Below are 16302 nucleotides of genomic sequence, written 5' to 3'. Positions count from 1 at the left end.
TCGCGGCGGTTACTACAGGGTGTGTGTCCAGCCCCCGAATTTGTCGATTTCCTACAGCCTCGTTCCCTTGGAGGCAGAATCCTACAGAGGCCTACACCTGATCCTCTCGATTCTGTCGGGAATTCCCTACGTCAGCGCTGAAGTGTCTCTGCTGCCCTGTCTTGTAAGGCCGGCACGCTTTCCTCTACCGTAACCACTTGTCTCTACTGGTACGGAAAAGCCATGCCTCTGGCCTGCTCACGCTCCCTGTTCTTCATGGCTTTCGTTGCCGGCGCCCTGGCCTTGGGCACGTCCTATTACCTAGAATATGCCGTCGGCCTTCAATCCTGTGGCATGTGCCTGATGCAGCGGCTTTGCCTGGCGTTGTTCACGGGTGTCTGTCTGATGGCTTCGGTGCACGGGCCCGGCCGCGTGGGTTCGTTCCTGTATTGGCTGCTGGGTTTGCTGTGCAGCCTGGCGGGGACGGTGACCGCGTGGCGTCAGGTGTTGCTGCAGGGTGATCCGCAGCGACAGCTGTCCCCTTGTTCGCCCGACCTGAGCGATCTGCTGGCCAGCAACACCTGGTTTGAGGTGCTGCAGCAGATGTTCAACGGCACGGCGGACTGCGCGCGAATTACCTGGACACTGTTCGACCTGAGTGTCCCGGAATGGAGTCTGCTGTTCTTTTTCGCCATGACGATCCTGGCTGTTTATCAGTTGCTGCGCCTGCTTCGGATTGCCTTTCAGCGACCGCTCAGCGGCGCGTCGTCGCACCCGGCTCTGGCGGGCGATTAAACACTTGTATGAACTTTATCTCCTGCGTACCTTGAAGCGACAGTCGCGCGGGCATAATCTGGCCCGCACGTGTCATTGGAATTATGTTGCTCGAATGACGCTCTGCCTGGCCGATCCTTGATCTTCAAGCGTGCGGCAGGTGTAGGGCAGCATGACCCACAAGGGAAGAGAGATCACCATGCTCGAAAGTTGTCAGAATGCTCAGGAACGCTGGGGTGGAGTGCATCTGCTGATCGATCGCTGGTTGCAGGAGCGTCACGAACTGGTTCGGGCCTATGATGCTCTCGGCGCCAAGCCTGAGGCACTGGGCGAGAACCGCAAGCCATTGCAGGAATTCTGCGGCGTGCTGGTCGATTACGTGTCTGCCGGGCACTTCGAGATCTACGAACAGCTGACGGGGGAAGCCAAGGCTTTCAACGACAAGCGCGGTCTGGAGCTCGCCGAGACCATCTACCCCCGCATCGACGTCATCACCGAGAAGCTGCTCGCGTTCAACGACCTGTGCGATGCAGGCAAATGCGTGGCGGAGAAATTCAAGGAGCTGGGCGGCCTGTTGCACGAACGCTTCGAACTGGAAGACTGCCTGATCGAAGTGCTGCACACCGCACACAAGGAAGAGGATTCGGTTCAAGCCTGAACCCCTTCCGGCAACACCCTCAAAAACGGTGCGCTATGCGCGCCGTTTTTCGTTTCCGCTATTCAGCTCGTGGCGCCACGCAATTCGACTTCGAACACCAGCGGCGTGTACGGCTCGATCAAGTCGCCGGCACCGTCGGCGCCATAGGCTTGAGCCGATGGAATCACCAATCGCCACTTCGCACCCACCGGCATGTTTTGCAGTGCGCTGCGCCATCCGCTGATCACGCTGTCGAGACTGAACCATTGCGGCTGACTGTTCTGGTCGAACACGGTGCCGTCGGGAAGACGGCCAATGTACAACACCTGGACTTTGCCATTCGGGCCGGCTTTCGCGCCGGTGCCTGGTACCAGCTCAGTCATCAGCACGCCGTCGGCCAGTTCATGAACGCCGGGTTTGGCTTTTTCCACGGCGAGAAAACGCTGCTCTTTTTCGAGGACGGCTTCGCTTTGTGGCGCGCTTTGTTGCAGCGACACCTGCGCTTCGTGCTCGGTCAGAATCTGTTCGATCTGCTCGTCTTTCAGCGCCAGGGGTTTGCCTTGATAGGCTTGCTGCAGACCTTCGACCAGCGCCTGAAGTTGTAGCTCCGGCACCTCTTGGCGCAGGCGCTCACCAAGGCTCGCGCCCAGGCTGTAAGCGAGATCGTGAGCTTCGGTTTCCTTGGTTTTTTCGGCGGCCTGGGCCACGGAGAAAAACACGCACAGCGATAAAAAAAGGTAGCGCGACATCGGCACTCTCCGACCTGGGATGCGGCAGATTATGCCAGTGTGAATGCGTTCGACAGTGAACTTGTTTTGCGCAAGCGCAGAAGATTTTCGATCCGTTGCAACGCAGTGCTTTCGATACTGTCAACATGCCCTAGCGGCGGTCCCTGCAGAGGTCTAGTATGAGCCGCACCCACGTCAGCCAGGAGGTAAACCATGTCGGCCACCAAGAAGCCTGTAAATACCCCGTTGCATTTACTCCAACAACTCTCGGGCAGCCTGCTCGAGCATTTGGAAACCGCTTGTTCCCAAGCCTTGGCTGATGCTGAAAAACTGCTCGCCAAACTGGAAAAACAGCGCGGCAAAGCGCAGGAAAAATTGCACAAATCCCGCACCAAATTGCAGGACGCTGCGGCGGCCGGCAAAGCCAAGGCACAAGCCAAGGCGAAGGACGGCGTGCAGCAACTCGAAGACGTGCTCGATGCCCTCAAGGATCGTCAGTCCGACACCCGCGCCTACATTCTGCAACTCAAACGCGATGCTCAAGAAAGCCTGAAACTGGCCCAGGGCGTCGGTCGTGTACAAGAGGCTGTCGGCAAGGCGTTGTCCCTGCGCGCGGCCAAGCCTGCTGCGGCGCCTGCCAAGAAAGCCGCTGCCAAACCCGCTGCTGCAAAAGCACCGGCCAAGCCTGCTGCCAAGGCACCGGTGAAAGCCGCTGCTAAACCTGCAGCGAAAAAACCAGTCGCTGCCAGCGCTGCTAAACCAGCCGCTAAAACAGCAGCTAAAACAGCAGCTGCAAAACCAGCCGCCAAGCCAGTCGCAGCCAAAACAGCTGCCGCTAAACCGGCTGCAAAAACCACGGCTGCCAAACCGGCCGTAGCGAAAACTGCGGCGGCTAAACCGGCTGCAAAAACGGCGGCTAAACCAGCTGCAAAACCGGCTGCAAAACCAGCCGCTAAAACTGCCGCTGCGAAACCTGCTGCCAAACCTGCCGCCAAACCTGCCGCCAAACCAGTCGCTGCTAAAACCGCTGCCAAGCCAGCGGCAAAACCTGCAGCAAAACCTGCAGCCAAACCAGCGGCCAAAACTGCTGCTGCGAAACCTGCTGCCAAGCCTGCCGCTACCCGGACTGCTGCCGCTAAACCTGCGACTGCAAAACCAGCCGCTGCTGCCAAGCCAGCCACCGCTGCGAAACCAGCGGCCGCTAAACCAGCAGCCAAACCTGCCGCCGCCAAACCGGCTGCAAAACCAGCCGCCAAGCCAGCGGCAAAACCTGCCGTGAAAAAGCCGGTTGCCGTTGCCAAGCCGACCCCGGCGCCTGCTGCCAAGCCAGCGACGCCAGCGACATCCGCTACGGCCGCTCCTGCGCCAGCCGCCACGACCTCGACAGCCACCCCTGCGCCAACGCCAGTTGCGTCGTCGAGCACCAGCACCACCCCAACCAGCGCTTCCTAAGTGCCGGTTGCCGCGACGCGCAGCTGATGCAGCGCGTCGCGGTCCAGGTGTGCGGCGCCCGCCGCCACACCTTCCAGCCAGGCCGTTAAATCGGTCGCCTCATTCTGCGGCCAACTGATCGCCGCCCGTTCCAGTCGCAGCAATAAGTGCCGCTCGGCTTCCAGTTCCAGCGCCTTCACTTGTTCCCGCAATGCCTTCAGTTCAGCATCCTCACTCGCGACGGCTTTCCATTGCCTGCGCAAGGCGCGCAGCGGCCTGACGACATCCGCGTCCCAGGGCTCGGCCACACTTTGAAGCTGCTGCAATCGTTGCTCGTTGCAGGCGACCCCGCGCTGTCCCAGCCACAACCCACATAGCAACAGGCACACATTCAGGTCTGCCGACTGCAAGGTCAGGCACGCTTGCTCAACGCCGGGACGGGCGTAAGTGCCGAGGGAAAAGCTCCACAGGTCAGAGGACATAGTGCTACTCGCGCCAGTTGCGAGCGAAGCTGGTAGACTCCGCCGCCATTATGATTCGACTTCAGAACCTGACTTTACAGCGTGGCCCGCAACGTCTGCTAGAAGACGCCGAGCTGACCCTGCACGCCGGCCACAAAGCCGGCCTCATCGGTGCCAACGGCGCCGGCAAATCGAGCCTGTTCGCCTTGATCCGGGGCGAGCTGCACCCGGACTCGGGTGACTGCTTCCTGCCGGCCGACTGGCGCATCGCCCACATGCGCCAGGAAATCGAGACGCTCGAACGCCTGGCGGTCGACTATGTGCTCGATGGCGACCTGCGTCTGCGCGAGGTACAGCGTGACCTCGCCGCCGCCGAAGCGGCGCATGACGGTGCCGCTCAGGCCCGTCTGCACTCGGAACTCGACAGCGCCGACGGTTACACCGCCGATGCCCGCGCCCGCAAGCTGCTGGCCGGCCTCGGGTTCACCAACGAGCAGATGGATCGCCAGGTCGGCGACTTCTCCGGTGGCTGGCGGATGCGCCTGAACCTGGCGCAGGCGTTGATGTGCCCCTCGGACCTGTTGCTGCTCGACGAACCGACCAACCACTTGGACCTCGACGCCATCATCTGGCTCGAAGAGTGGCTGAAAAGCTATCCCGGCACCTTGCTGCTGATTTCCCACGACCGGGATTTTCTCGATGCCGTGGTCGATCACGTCGCCCACGTCGACCAACGCAAGATCACCCTCTATCGCGGTGGCTACAGCGCTTTCGAGCGTGCCCGTGCCGAACGTCTGGCCCAGCAACAACAAGCCTACGAGAAGCAGCAGGCGCAGCGTGCGCACATGGAAAGTTACATCGCCCGCTTCAAGGCCCAGGCCACCAAGGCCCGCCAGGCCCAGAGCCGGATCAAGGCGCTGGAGCGGATGGAAGAACTGTCCGCCGCTCACGTCGATTCGCCGTTCGATTTCGTCTTCCGCGAGTCGACGAAGATTTCCAGCCCGCTGATCGATCTGTCCGACGCGCGTCTGGGCTACGGCGACAAAGCCGTGCTGGAGAAGGTCAAGCTGCAACTGACCCCCGGCGCGCGCATCGGTTTGCTCGGCCCCAACGGTGCTGGTAAATCGACCCTGATCAAAAACCTCGCCGGTGAGCTCTCGCCGTTGGCCGGTCGGCTGACCCGTGGCGAGAATACCGTCGTCGGTTACTTCGCCCAGCATCAGCTCGATTCCCTCGACTCGAAGGCCAGCCCGTTGCTGCACTTGCAGCGCCTGGCGCCGACCGAGCGCGAGCAGACCTTGCGCGACTTCCTCGGTGGCTTTGACTTCCGTGGCGCGCGTATCGACGAGCCGGTGCTGAACTTCTCCGGTGGCGAAAAGGCTCGTCTAGCCCTGGCGTTGATCGCCTGGGAGCGGCCGAATCTGTTGTTGCTCGACGAACCGACCAACCACCTGGACCTGGAAATGCGTCTGGCACTGACCATGGCCCTGCAGGAATTCAGTGGTGCGGTACTGGTGGTCTCCCACGATCGTCATTTGCTCAAAAGCACCACTGACAATTTCTATCTGGTTGCAGACGGCAAGGTCGAGGAGTTCGACGGCGACCTGGAAGACTACGCCCGTTGGCTGGTCGACTACCGCCAGCGCAACGCACCGGTCAGCAACACGCCGGTCAACCCGGACAAGACGGACAAGAAGGCCCAGCGCCAGGCCGCCGCCGCGTTGCGCCAGCAACTGGCACCGCACAAGCGCGAGGCCGACAAGCTTGAAGCCGAGCTCGGCAAGCTGCACGAGAAGCTGGCGAAGATCGACGCCAGCCTCGGCGACAGCGATATTTACGAGCCGGCGCGCAAGAATGACCTGCGTGATCTGCTGGCTGAGCAAGCCAAGCTGAAGGTGCGTGAAGCCGAACTGGAAGAAGCCTGGATGGAAGCCCTGGAGTTGCTGGAGAGCATGCAGGCGGAGCTGGAGGCGCTGTCCTGATGGAAGCGTTCAAGCTGCCGCTGCCGGCGGTCTGGATCGAACCGGTCTGGCTCGTCTTGCAAATTCTGCTGATCCTGTTGGCTGGCTATTTTGCGCAACGCTTCGTCGCCAAAGGCCTGACTCGACTGGGCGAGCGCTACCCGTTTCCACCGCAGTTGCTGATGCCGCTGCGGGGCGGTTTACGCTGGCTGATCATGGGCAGCGCCCTGATTTTCGTGCTGGAACGCCTCGGGGTGTCCGCCACGGTTCTCTGGACGGCGTTATCCGGTTTTGTCGCCGTGGCTGCGGTGGCCTTTTTCGCCATGTGGAGCGTGCTCTCCAATCTGCTCTGCGCGATCCTGATCTTCACCGTCGGCCCGTTTCGTATCGGCGACGTGGTCGAGTTGGTGGACACCACCGACAAGCCCGGCGTCAAAGGCCGGGTAGTTGCGATCAATCTGCTTTACACCACGCTGATCGAAGCGGAAGAGCTCGGAACCGGCAGTGCGATGGTGCAAGTACCCAACAGCCTGTTCTTCCAGCGCTCGGTTCGGCGCTGGCGCGGTACGGATATGTTCCCTTCGAGCGGGTTCGAAAAGTAAGTCTTCTGCTGCTGACACACCGCTATCGCCGGCAAGCCGGTCTCGCTCCCACAGTGGATCTATGGCGCTCACATATTTTGTGTTCGCTGAAGATCAAACTGTGGGAGCGAGCCTGCTCGCGATGGGGACTTCAAGTTGTAACATCCCGCAAAAAAATCGGTAGTCATCCGCCCAAAGCCGCATTAGCTTAGACGTCTGTTTACGAGTCTGAGTCGAGGTGTGCAATGGAGCTTCAAACATGGCTGGCGTTCTTTGCCGCCTGCTGGGTGATCAGCCTGTCTCCCGGTGCCGGCGCCATTGCGTCGATGTCCAGCGGTCTGCAATACGGTTTCTGGCGCGGCTACTGGAACGCCCTGGGCCTGCAATTGGGCCTGGCGGTGCAGATCGCGATTGTCGGCGCCGGTGTCGGCGCGATCCTCACGGCGTCGGCCAGCGCTTTTTACGCGATCAAATGGTTCGGCGTGGCCTATCTGGTTTATCTCGCGATCAAGCAATGGCGCGCGCTGCCCAGCGACATGAGTGACGACGCGGCTGTGCGTCAGATCGGCAAGCCGATGGCTCTGGTGTTCCGCGGTTTTCTGGTCAACATCAGTAACCCCAAGGCCCTGGTGTTCATGCTCGCGGTGCTGCCGCAGTTCATCGACCCCCATGCGCCATTGCTGGCCCAATACCTGATCATCGGCGTGACCATGGTCTGCGTTGACCTGATCGTCATGGCGGGTTACACCGGGCTGGCGTCCAAGGTGTTGCGCCTGCTGCGCACGCCGAAGCAGCAAAAACGCATGAACCGGACTTTTGCTGGCCTGTTCATTGGCGCGGCAGCGTTTATGGCGACGTTGCGTAAAGCCGCGGTCTAAAACGATCAGGCATAAAAAAGGCGACCTTTTACAGGTCGCCTTTTTTCGTTCCGCGCCATCGAACTGTAGGCGTCGGCTTGCTGCGGGCGGCTCCTACGAAGAGCACGGAAATCAGCGGCGTCACACAACAAAGCTTGAGCGAAACTCATTCGAAGTGAACAATGTGTTACTTCGTATTTCCAATTGAGATTCATTCATGACTGCCCCGTCCCGTTTCCTGGCCTGGCTGGTGTTGCCGCTGTTTGCCTTGTGCAGTTCCAATCTGCTGGCCGACACCGTCGAAGGCGCACCGCAAGCGCTGCATTTGCTCGATTACATTGGCGCGGAATACGCGGAAACGGTGCAAGCGGGCAACGTCATCAATGAGTCCGAATACCGTCAGCAGCTGGATTCGATCAAAGCGCTGCAAGGCTTGATCGCCGGCATGCCGGACAAACCGGAAAAGGCCGCTCTGGAGCAGGGCGTCAGTACGTTGCGCAGTGCCGTCGCCGCGCATCAGGACAGCGCTGAAGTCGCCCGTCAGGCCCGGCAATTGGGCGCGAAGCTGGCCGTGGCGTATGAAGTCAGCCAGGCGCCGATCATTACGCCGGACCCGACGCGTGGTGCGCCGCTGTATGCCCAGCATTGCTCGGTCTGCCATGGCGATGCCGGCGCCGGTGATGGTCCGGCGGGTGTCGGTCTGACACCGCCGCCGTCCAACCTGCGAGATACGGCTCGCCTTGATCATCTGAGCCTGTACGCGCTCTACAGCACTCTGGGCCTGGGTGTCGAAGGCACCGACATGCCGGCTTTCGCCGACCAGCTGGATGACCGTCAGCGCTGGGACCTGGCCACTTACATCGCCAGCTTCAGCGCCGATCCGGCGGCGGCCAAAGCCGAGAAAACCTACAACATCGCCGACCTGGCCCGTCAGACGCCGGCCGAAGTGCAGGCCGCCGAAGGCCCGCAAGCCGCAGCGACCTTCCGTGCCCAGCGCGCGCAACCGCCGCAGGTCAAGCGAGGCCCGGCGCAACTGCTCGACTACACCGCGGCAACCCTGGACAAGAGCGTCGCGGCCTACCGCGCCGGCGAGCACGATCAGGCCTATGACCTGTCGGTGGCGGCGTACCTGGAAGGCTTCGAACTGGTCGAAAGCTCTCTGGACAACGTCGACGCCAACGTGCGCAAGGACACTGAAAAGTCCCTGATGGCTTACCGTCAGTCGTTGCAGGACGGTTTGCCGGTGGCCGAGGTCCAGCAGCGTCTGGACGCCGCCAAAGGCAAGTTGAAGGAGTCGGCCGGCCTGCTTGGCAGCGATGGACTGAGCTGGTCACTGAGCTACATCTCTGGCCTGTTGATCCTGTTGCGCGAAGGCCTGGAAGCGATTCTGGTGCTGGCGGCGATCCTCGCGTTCCTGCGCAACACCGGGCAGCAATCGGCAGTGCGCAGCGTCAACGTCGGTTGGGGGCTGGCGCTGCTGGCCGGTCTGGCGACCTGGGCGCTGGCGGCGTATGTGATCGATGTCAGCGGTTCCCAGCGTGAGCTGCTGGAAGGTGCGACGGCGTTGTTTGCCGCGGTCATGGTGCTGTGGCTCGGCGTGTGGATGCACGATCGTCGCCACGCGGCGGCCTGGCAGGATTACATCAAGAGCAGCCTGGTGGGCGGTGGTGGGCGTTTCGGGTTTGCGACGCTGGCGTTTTTCTCGGTGTATCGCGAACTGTTCGAAGTGATTCTGTTCTACGAGACCCTCTGGTTGCAGGCCGGGCCTGCGGGGCATAACGCGGTGTTGGCGGGCGGGGCGACGGCGCTGGTGTTGCTGGTCGGTCTGGCGTGGGTGATCCTGCGCGGCTCGGCGAAACTGCCGCTGTCGCTGTTCTTCAGCATCAACGCCGGGTTGTTGTGCGCGCTGTCGGTGGTGTTTGCCGGGCATGGCGTCAAGGCATTGCAGGAAGCCGGGATCTTCGGCACGCGGCCGGTGCCGTTCTTTGACTTCGACTGGCTGGGCATTCATGCGGATGCGTATTCGCTGAGTGCCCAGGCGGTGGCGATCCTTGCGATCATCGTGCTGTATGGTCGCAGCCGATTGGCTGAGAAGCGGCGGGTGCAGGTTTCTTAAAAGCATTCGCTGCGCTCACTATCGCAAGCAGGCTCGCTCCCACAGAGATTGCGTATAACCTGTGGGAGCGAGCCTGCTCGCGATTTTTTTTGGAGAGGTAAAACGTAATGCGTGTGTGGATCGATGCCGACGCCTGCCCCCGGGCCGCGAAGGACCTGGTGGTGAAGTTCGCCCTCAAGCGTCAGTTCGAAGTGGTGCTGGTGGCGGGGCAGCCACAGATCAAACCCGCGCTGGCGCTGGTGAAGCTGATCGTGGTGCCGAGTGGGCCGGATGCCGCGGATGACTACCTGGTGGAGCACGCAGTGCCGGGCGAGCTGGTGATCTGCAGCGACGTGCCGCTGGCCGACCGGCTGGTGAAGAAGGGCGTGGCAGCGCTGGACCCGCGAGGCAAGGAGTTCGATGCGCAGAACATGGGCGATCGGCTGGCGGTGCGTAATCTGTTCACCGATCTGCGTGAGCAGGGACAGATGAGCGGCGGACCGGCGCCGTTTGGCGAACGCGAGAAGCAGGCGTTTGCCAACGCGCTGGACCGGATACTCACGCGGCTTACACGCAAATCCTGAACTTCACGCTGAACCCTGTAGGAGCGAGCCTGCTCGCGATAGGGCCAGCACATTCAACATTTGCATTGATGGTTACACCGCAATCGCGAGCGGGCTCACTCCTACAATTGGACGGTGTCAGGCGTCGTTTTCGTGGGTCAGTTCGAGCACGCGGTCGACCAGTTTGTTGATCCCCGCCGCCGCTTCGCTGATGCTCTGGGCCAGCATGTACGCCGGGGTGCTCACCAGTTTGCGCGCCTTGTCTTCGACGATGTCGGTCACCGCGCAGTCGGCGTGGGTCGCGCCCATCTTGTTCATCGCGGCGGCGGTGTCGGCGTCGTTGCCGATGGTGCAGATCACGCCCGGGCCGTAGATCTTCGCAGCCAGCGCCGGTGAAATGCAGATCAGCCCGACCGGTTTGCCCGCTTCGGCGAACGCTTCGGTCAAGGCCAGGACATCCGGTTGCACGGTGCAGCCAGCGCCTTCGATGGCGAAGTTCGACAGGTTCTTCGCTGCGCCGAAACCGCCGGGAACGATCAGCGCATCGAAGTCATCGACGTCCGCTTCGCGAATGTCCTTGATGTTGCCCCGGGCAATCCGCGCCGACTCCACCAGCACGTTGCGCGACTCTGGCATCTCTTCGCTGGTCAGGTGGTTGATCACATGCAATTGCGCGACGTTCGGTGCGAAGCACTGCACCTGAGCGCCACGCTGGTCCAGTCGCAGCAGGGTGATCACGCTTTCGTGGATCTCGGCGCCGTCGTAGACGCCACAGCCGGAAAGGATCACTGCAATTTTTTTGCTCATGGGCTTTTCTCCAGATTCATGGCGTTAAATGTCCACTAATTTGTCACTCGTTGCCATAGGTTCAATTCGCGGCTACACCTAGCATCTGTCCTCAAGATTCCGATCAGGGCGCGTCATGGACTTCATTCTGTATGCGGTGCCGTTCTTCTTTGTGTTGATTGCCGTCGAACTGCTGGCGGACCGTTGGCGCGGGGTCAGCAACTATCGGGTGGCCGACGCGATCAACAGCATCAGCACCGGTGTGCTGTCGACCACCACGGGCCTGTTGACCAAGGGCGTGGGGCTGGTGACCTATGCCTTTGCGCTCAAGCATCTGGCGTTGTTCGAACTCTCCGCCGACAGCGTTTGGGTCTGGGTGTTTGCCTTCGTCCTCTACGACTTCTGCTACTACTGGCTGCATCGCATGGGCCACGAGCGCAACATCCTCTGGGCGGCGCACTCGGTGCATCACCAGAGCGAGGACTACAACCTCTCCACGGCGCTGCGCCAGACCAGTACCGGTTTCCTCCTGAGCTGGATTTTCTACCTGCCGATGGCGGTGCTCGGCGTGCCGCTGCTGGTGTTCGTCAGCGTTGCGGCGCTTAACCTGCTGTATCAGTTCTGGGTGCACACGCGGCACATTCCCAAGCTGGGATGGTTCGAGTGGTTCTTCGTCACGCCATCCAATCATCGGGCCCACCATGCACAGAACGCTCTCTACATGGATCGCAACTACGGCGGGGTGTTCATTATTTGGGACCGTCTATTCGGCTCGTTCCAGGAAGAGGACGACAATGAACCGGTGATTTTCGGTGTGACCACGCCGCTGGCGAGCTGGAACCCGTTGTGGGCGAACGTGCAGTTTTACGCGCAGCTGTGGGAGGACGCGCGGCGGGCTGAAAGCACCTGGGACAAGCTGCGGATCTGGTTCATGCGCACCGGTTGGCGGCCGGCGGATGTGGCGGCGAAGTACCCGATGGGCAAGCCGGACCTGAGCCAGTTCCGCAAATTCGAAGTGCCGCTGGACGGGCGTCAGCAGATTTACGTCCTGCTGCAGTTCTGCGTCTACATCGCGCTGGGCAGCTATCTGATGAACTTCGAGCCGCATCTGCCGACCGCCGCGTTGGTGCTCGGGTGGAGTGCGGTGGCGCTGGGATTGTTTACGTTGGGCGTGGCCCTGGAGAATCGCCCGTGGGCGTTGAAGCTGGAGTTGCTGCGGCTGGCCTCGAATCTGCCGTTGGTGTGGCTGGCGCCGCTGCTCGGGCTGTGGCCGGCCAGCGCGGTGGGCTGGGTCGGCCTGCTGAGTTACAGCCTGCTCAGCGGGATCGGTCTCTACTGTTGCAGAAACCGCTTCACTCGCTTGGCGTCTTGACCTCGGCGGCCTTGGCCTGTTCGGCTTTCAGGGCCTGCTCGTCGGCATAGACCTGCTTCGCCAGCCGCGCATTCTTGAACCGCCGACGCAGCCACAGGCCGACGCCCAGCACCAGCAGGGCGCCGAGCACCCACAGCTCGTATTTCTTCACGCTGCCGAGCATGCCTTCGAGCACCGCGCCGAAGTGGTAAGCCGCGGCGGCGAGGGCGGTCGCCCAGATCGCCGCACCAATCCCGTTGAGCAGCAAGTAGCGGCCTGGCGGGTAGCCTGACAGGCCGATCGCCACCGGCATCACCGTGCGCAAGCCGTAGACAAAGCGGAAGCTCAGCACCCAGATGTCCGGGTGCTTGCGAATGTGTTCCAGCGCCCGGTCGCCCATCATCTGCCAGCGTGGCTTGCGCGCCAGCAGCTTGCGGCCGTGCTTGCGTCCCAGGAAGTACCACAGCTGGTCACCGGCATAACTGCCGAAGAACGCCACGACCACCACCAGGTTGATGTCCATGTATCCACGGAACGCGAGGAAGCCTGCGAGCACCAGGATGGTTTCGCCTTCGAAGAACGTGCCGAGAAAAAGGGCAAAGTAGCCGAAGTCATGCAGAAATTGTTGGAGCATTGTCTGGGTGCTGGCGAAATGAACGCGCAGCCTAACCCTTCGTGCACATTCATGAAAGTGTCCAAATGTGTCTCGACGTGAACATTTCCTACAACGACAATGGAATGCGGCTACCTGTCACAGGGGTGCACATAACTGTAATACCACCGTCATAATGGTTGCTTATAACTGTCACGCTCGCCTGCCAGCGCGGGCTCAGGAGTCTGCCGTGAGTTTTACCCCCGCCAATCGCTTGTTTCCAGCCACCCGCCTGCGTCGCAACCGCCGTGATGATTTCTCGCGTCGACTGGTCCGTGAAAACGTCCTGACCGTCGATGACCTGATCCTGCCGGTGTTTGTGCTGGACGGTGAAAACCGTCGTGAAGCGGTGGCGTCGATGCCGGGGGTTGAACGCCTGACCATCGACCTGTTGCTGGAAGAAGCGGCCAAGTGGGTCGAGCTGGGGATTCCGGCCGTGGCGCTGTTCCCGGTCACGCCCGCCGAGCTCAAGTCGCTGGACGCGGCCGAAGCCTGGAACCCGAACGGCATTGCCCAGCGCGCCACCCGCGCATTGCGTGCGCAATTCCCGGAGCTGGGGGTGATCACCGACGTTGCGCTGGACCCGTTCACCACCCACGGCCAGGACGGCATCCTTGACGAAGAAGGCTATGTGCAGAACGACATCACTGTCGACGCACTGGTCAAGCAGGCCCTGTCCCACGCCGAAGCCGGCGCGCAGGTCGTGGCCCCGTCGGACATGATGGACGGTCGCATCCAGGCGATTCGCGAAGCCCTCGAACTGGCCGATCACGTCAACGTGCGGATCATGGCCTACTCGGCGAAGTACGCCAGCGCCTATTACGGCCCGTTCCGCGATGCGGTGGGTTCGGCGCTGAACCTGGGCAAGGCCAACAAGGCTTCCTATCAGATGGACCCGGCCAACAGCAACGAAGCCCTGCACGAAGTGGCGGCGGACCTGGCGGAAGGTGCGGACATGGTCATGGTCAAGCCTGGCATGCCGTACCTGGACATCCTTTACCGGGTCAAAGAAGAATTCAAAGTGCCGACTTTTGTTTATCAGGTCAGCGGTGAATACGCCATGCACATGGCGGCGATCCAGAATGGCTGGTTGAGCGAAGGGGTTATCCTTGAATCCCTGACCGCTTTTAAACGTGCAGGCGCTGATGGCATCCTCACTTACTTTGCCGTTCGTGCTGCTCAATTGTTACGAGAGCAACAATAGCCCTCCCAGGAACATTCCATGAATACCGAAGGACTCACTGAAGTTGCCGTACAAGAGGCTCAACCTGTGGTGGAGCCAATCGCCGAAACCCCGCCGGAGCTGGAGCCTGCCCCGCCCGCGGTAGTCGCCGAAGCCGCGCCGGCGGCGCCAGCGATTGTCGTTCCGGGCCTGGATGACAGCAGCCTGTACATCCATCGCGAGCTTTCGCAACTGCAGTTCAACATCCGCGTGCTGGAACAGGCGCTGGACGAGTCCTATCCGTTGCTGGAGCGGCTGAAGTTCCTGCTGATTTTCTCCAGCAACCTGGACGAGTTCTTCGAGATTCGCGTCGCCGGCCTCAAGAAGCAGATCACCTTCGCCCGTGAACAGGCCGGTGCCGACGGTCTGCAACCGCACCAGGCGCTGGCCCGGATCAGCGAGCTGGTGCATGGTTACGTCGACCGCCAGTACGCCATCCTCAACGACATTCTGTTGCCGGAACTGGAGAAGCATCAGGTCCGCTTCATCCGTCGCCGTTACTGGACCACCAAGCTCAAGACCTGGGTCCGCCGCTATTTCCGCGACGAAATTGCGCCGATCATCACCCCGATCGGCCTCGACCCGACGCACCCGTTCCCGTTGCTGGTGAACAAGAGCCTGAACTTCATCGTCGAGCTCGAAGGCATCGACGCCTTCGGTCGCGATTCCGGCCTGGCGATCATCCCGGCCCCGCGTCTGCTGCCGCGAGTGATCAAGGTGCCGGAAGAAGTCGGCGGCCCTGGCGACAACTATGTGTTCCTGTCGTCGATGATCCACGCGCACGCCGATGACCTGTTCCAGGGCATGAAGGTCAAGGGCTGCTACCAGTTCCGCCTGACCCGGAACGCCGACCTCGCGGTCGACACCGAAGACGTGGAAGACCTGGCCCGCGCCCTGCGTGGCGAACTGTTCTCCCGTCGCTACGGGGACGCGGTGCGTCTGGAAGTGGCCGACACCTGCCCGAAACACCTGTCCGACTACCTGCTCAAGCAGTTCAACCTGCAAGAGACCGAGTTGTACCAGGTCAACGGCCCGGTCAACCTGACGCGTCTGTTCAGCATCACGGGCCTGGACAGTCAGCGCGACCTGCAATACCTGCCGTTCACGCCGCAGATCCCGAAACTGCTGCAGAACAGCGAAAACATTTTCAGCGTGATCAGCAAGCAGGACATTCTGCTGCTGCACCCGTTCGAGTCGTTCACCCCGGTGGTCGATCTGCTGCGCCAGGCGGCGAAGGATCCACACGTGTTGGCGGTGCGTCAGACGCTGTACCGCTCCGGCGCCAACTCGGAAATCGTCGATGCGCTGGTGGATGCCGCGCGGAACGGCAAGGAAGTCACGGCGGTGATCGAATTGCGTGCGCGGTTCGACGAAGAGTCCAACCTGCAACTGGCCAGCCGCCTGCAAGCGGCGGGTGCGGTAGTGATCTACGGCGTGGTCGGCTTCAAGACCCACGCCAAGATGATGCTGATCCTGCGTCGCGAAGCCGGCGAGATCGTGCGTTACGCGCATTTGGGCACGGGCAACTACCACGCGGCCAACGCCCGCCTGTACACCGACTACAGCCTGCTGACCTCCGACGACGCCTTGTGCGAAGACGTCGGCAAGCTGTTCAGCCAGTTGATCGGCATGGGTAAAACGCTGCGCATGAAGAAGCTGTTGCATGCGCCGTTCACCCTGAAGAAGGGCATGCTCGACATGATTGCCCGCGAGACCCAGTTCGCCCTCGACGGCAAACCGGCGCACATCATCGCCAAGTTCAACTCGCTGACCGATCCGAAGATCATCCGCGCGCTGTACAAGGCCAGCCAGTCCGGTGTGCGCATCGATCTGGTGGTGCGCGGCATGTGCTGCCTGCGTCCGGGCATCGCCGGGGTTTCGCACAACATCCACGTGCGCTCGATCATCGGTCGTTTCCTGGAGCACACCCGGGTCTTCTACTTCCTCAATGGCGGTGAAGAGCAGATGTTCCTGTCCAGTGCCGACTGGATGGAGCGCAACCTCGACAAGCGCGTCGAGACTTGCTTCCCGGTGGAAGGCAAGAAGCTGATCATGCGGGTCAAGAAAGAGCTGGAGCTTTACCTGACCGACAACACCCACAGCTGGAGCCTGCAGGCGGATGGCCGTTACGTGCGCAACACGCCGACCGGCAACCAGAACCCGCGCAGTGCGCAGGCGACATTGCTGGAGCGTTTGGGCAGCCCGATCCTGGCGGTGCGTTAAG

The 16302-nt window shown here is 61.5% G+C and carries 15 protein-coding genes; 11 read left to right on the top strand and 4 right to left on the bottom strand.

Annotation, left to right across the window (positions count from 1 at the left end; all coding sequences use genetic code 11):
* The first annotated feature begins 222 nt into the window (after positions 1-222).
* A complete protein-coding gene (locus ACF6ZU_RS11660; protein WP_392892512.1) occupies positions 223-774 on the top strand; it encodes a disulfide bond formation protein B in 552 nt (183 codons plus the stop codon).
* 178 nt (positions 775-952) lie between these two features.
* Positions 953-1411 carry an Rsd/AlgQ family anti-sigma factor gene (locus tag ACF6ZU_RS11655; RefSeq protein ID WP_064680385.1) on the top strand — a complete coding sequence of 153 codons (459 nt, stop codon included), beginning with the start codon at positions 953-955 and terminating at the stop codon, positions 1409-1411.
* Between the two features lie 62 nt (positions 1412-1473).
* On the opposite strand, the gene ACF6ZU_RS11650 is transcribed toward ACF6ZU_RS11655, so the two are convergent.
* A complete protein-coding gene (locus ACF6ZU_RS11650) occupies positions 1474-2139 on the bottom strand; it encodes an FKBP-type peptidyl-prolyl cis-trans isomerase (RefSeq protein ID WP_392892510.1) in 666 nt (221 codons plus the stop codon).
* A 192-nt stretch (positions 2140-2331) separates the two neighbouring features.
* Between ACF6ZU_RS11650 and ACF6ZU_RS11645 the strand changes: the two genes are divergently transcribed.
* Positions 2332-3570, top strand: coding sequence for an AlgP family protein (locus tag ACF6ZU_RS11645; protein ID WP_392892508.1), 1239 nt, complete (start codon positions 2332-2334; stop codon positions 3568-3570).
* On the opposite strand, the gene ACF6ZU_RS11640 is transcribed toward ACF6ZU_RS11645, so the two are convergent.
* Positions 3567-4031 carry a TIGR02444 family protein gene (locus ACF6ZU_RS11640; protein ID WP_392892506.1) on the bottom strand — a complete coding sequence of 155 codons (465 nt, stop codon included), beginning with the start codon at positions 4029-4031 and terminating at the stop codon, positions 3567-3569. The two genes, ACF6ZU_RS11645 and ACF6ZU_RS11640, sit on opposite strands and share 4 nt — an antisense overlap.
* 50 nt (positions 4032-4081) lie before the next feature.
* Here ACF6ZU_RS11640 and ACF6ZU_RS11635 point away from each other — a divergent pair, with 50 nt between their 5' ends.
* The 5 genes from ACF6ZU_RS11635 (at position 4082) to ACF6ZU_RS11615 (ending at position 10088) form a co-directional block, all read left to right on the top strand.
* Positions 4082-5992, top strand: coding sequence for an ATP-binding cassette domain-containing protein (locus ACF6ZU_RS11635; RefSeq protein ID WP_392892504.1), 1911 nt, complete (start codon positions 4082-4084; stop codon positions 5990-5992).
* Positions 5992-6573, top strand: a complete 582-nt coding sequence (locus tag ACF6ZU_RS11630) for a mechanosensitive ion channel domain-containing protein (protein WP_392892502.1) — start codon at positions 5992-5994, stop codon at positions 6571-6573. The genes ACF6ZU_RS11635 and ACF6ZU_RS11630 overlap by 1 nt, the downstream gene beginning before the upstream one ends.
* 224 nt (positions 6574-6797) lie before the next feature.
* Positions 6798-7430, top strand: coding sequence for a homoserine/homoserine lactone efflux protein (gene rhtB / locus ACF6ZU_RS11625; protein ID WP_392892500.1), 633 nt, complete (start codon positions 6798-6800; stop codon positions 7428-7430).
* A gap of 196 nt (positions 7431-7626) precedes the next feature.
* Entirely contained in the window at positions 7627-9525 is a 1899-nt protein-coding gene (locus tag ACF6ZU_RS11620; RefSeq protein ID WP_392892498.1) for an FTR1 family protein, read from the top strand.
* Between the two features lie 107 nt (positions 9526-9632).
* Positions 9633-10088 (top strand): YaiI/YqxD family protein, encoded by a 456-nt coding sequence (locus ACF6ZU_RS11615; RefSeq protein ID WP_392892497.1) that lies wholly within the window; start codon positions 9633-9635, stop codon positions 10086-10088.
* A 117-nt stretch (positions 10089-10205) separates the two neighbouring features.
* Here the strand turns inward: ACF6ZU_RS11615 and elbB are convergent, their stop codons facing one another.
* Positions 10206-10874 carry an isoprenoid biosynthesis glyoxalase ElbB gene (elbB, locus tag ACF6ZU_RS11610; RefSeq protein WP_392892496.1) on the bottom strand — a complete coding sequence of 223 codons (669 nt, stop codon included), beginning with the start codon at positions 10872-10874 and terminating at the stop codon, positions 10206-10208.
* Between the two features lie 115 nt (positions 10875-10989).
* Here elbB and ACF6ZU_RS11605 point away from each other — a divergent pair, with 115 nt between their 5' ends.
* Positions 10990-12225 (top strand): sterol desaturase family protein, encoded by a 1236-nt coding sequence (locus tag ACF6ZU_RS11605; protein ID WP_392892495.1) that lies wholly within the window; start codon positions 10990-10992, stop codon positions 12223-12225.
* Here the strand turns inward: ACF6ZU_RS11605 and ACF6ZU_RS11600 are convergent.
* Entirely contained in the window at positions 12206-12838 is a 633-nt protein-coding gene (locus ACF6ZU_RS11600; RefSeq protein ID WP_392892493.1) for a DedA family protein, read from the bottom strand. The two genes, ACF6ZU_RS11605 and ACF6ZU_RS11600, sit on opposite strands and share 20 nt — an antisense overlap.
* Before the next feature lie 208 nt (positions 12839-13046).
* Here ACF6ZU_RS11600 and hemB point away from each other — a divergent pair, with 208 nt between their 5' ends.
* Both hemB and ppk1 read left to right on the top strand, forming a co-directional pair.
* Positions 13047-14060 (top strand): porphobilinogen synthase, encoded by a 1014-nt coding sequence (gene hemB, locus ACF6ZU_RS11595; RefSeq protein ID WP_392892492.1) that lies wholly within the window; start codon positions 13047-13049, stop codon positions 14058-14060.
* An 18-nt stretch (positions 14061-14078) separates the two neighbouring features.
* Positions 14079-16301, top strand: coding sequence for a polyphosphate kinase 1 (gene ppk1, locus ACF6ZU_RS11590; protein WP_392892490.1), 2223 nt, complete (start codon positions 14079-14081; stop codon positions 16299-16301).
* The last annotated feature ends 1 nt before the right edge of the window (position 16302 follow it).

It is taken from the genome of Pseudomonas migulae, from assembly GCF_043225285.1.
Taxonomy (GTDB): Bacteria; Pseudomonadota; Gammaproteobacteria; order Pseudomonadales; family Pseudomonadaceae; genus Aquipseudomonas; species Aquipseudomonas migulae_C.
This window is presented reverse-complemented; position numbering and strand designations above follow the sequence as displayed.